The sequence below is a fragment of the Hahella sp. CCB-MM4 genome, assembly GCF_002260525.1.
In the GTDB taxonomy this organism is placed as follows: Bacteria; Pseudomonadota; Gammaproteobacteria; order Pseudomonadales; family Oleiphilaceae; genus Hahella.
In genome coordinates this window covers 1-424 of sequence record NZ_MRYI01000095.1, presented here as the reverse complement: position 1 = coordinate 424, position 424 = coordinate 1, and the positions used below count along the sequence as shown (strand labels likewise).

The following is a 424-nucleotide window of genomic DNA, read 5'->3' as shown; positions in this document are numbered from 1 at the left end:
CCCCGCGCCTCCGGGGACGCGCATCAGGTCAGTGGTGGTATTCAGGATCAGCTTTGCAAGCGGGGCCTCCCGCCGGTCAGAAGAAAGTCGACAGGTTCTTGGCCTGCAGCACGTTCTGGTCGAGGATGATGCGCCGGTGCAGCACCTTCCATTCGCCGCCCACTTTCTTCAGCCGGTCGTAGCGTTTGCCGACGAAGAAATAGGTCTCGTATTCGACCCGGTTGAGATAGGTCAGGAAGCGGCAGGAGGTGGTGATCTCGTCCGCCGCCTCGACGCTGGGCAGGGCCGTCTGGACCTGCACATTGGTGATCATATGGGTCGTGCGCGACAGCGGTTCCTCGGCGTAATGGACGCCCGTCAGGATCTGTTCGACCCGCTTCGAGACGGTCCATTTGTCCTCGTTGAACCAGCTGATCCCGTAATC

The 424-nt window shown here is 61.1% G+C and carries 1 protein-coding gene; it reads right to left on the bottom strand.

What is annotated here, in order from left to right:
• Positions 1 to 76 precede the first annotated feature (76 nt).
• Positions 77 to 424, bottom strand: a 348-nt coding sequence (locus tag BTA51_RS29060; protein WP_305794080.1) for an aromatic-ring-hydroxylating dioxygenase subunit beta, incomplete at its 5' end; no start/stop codon positions are given.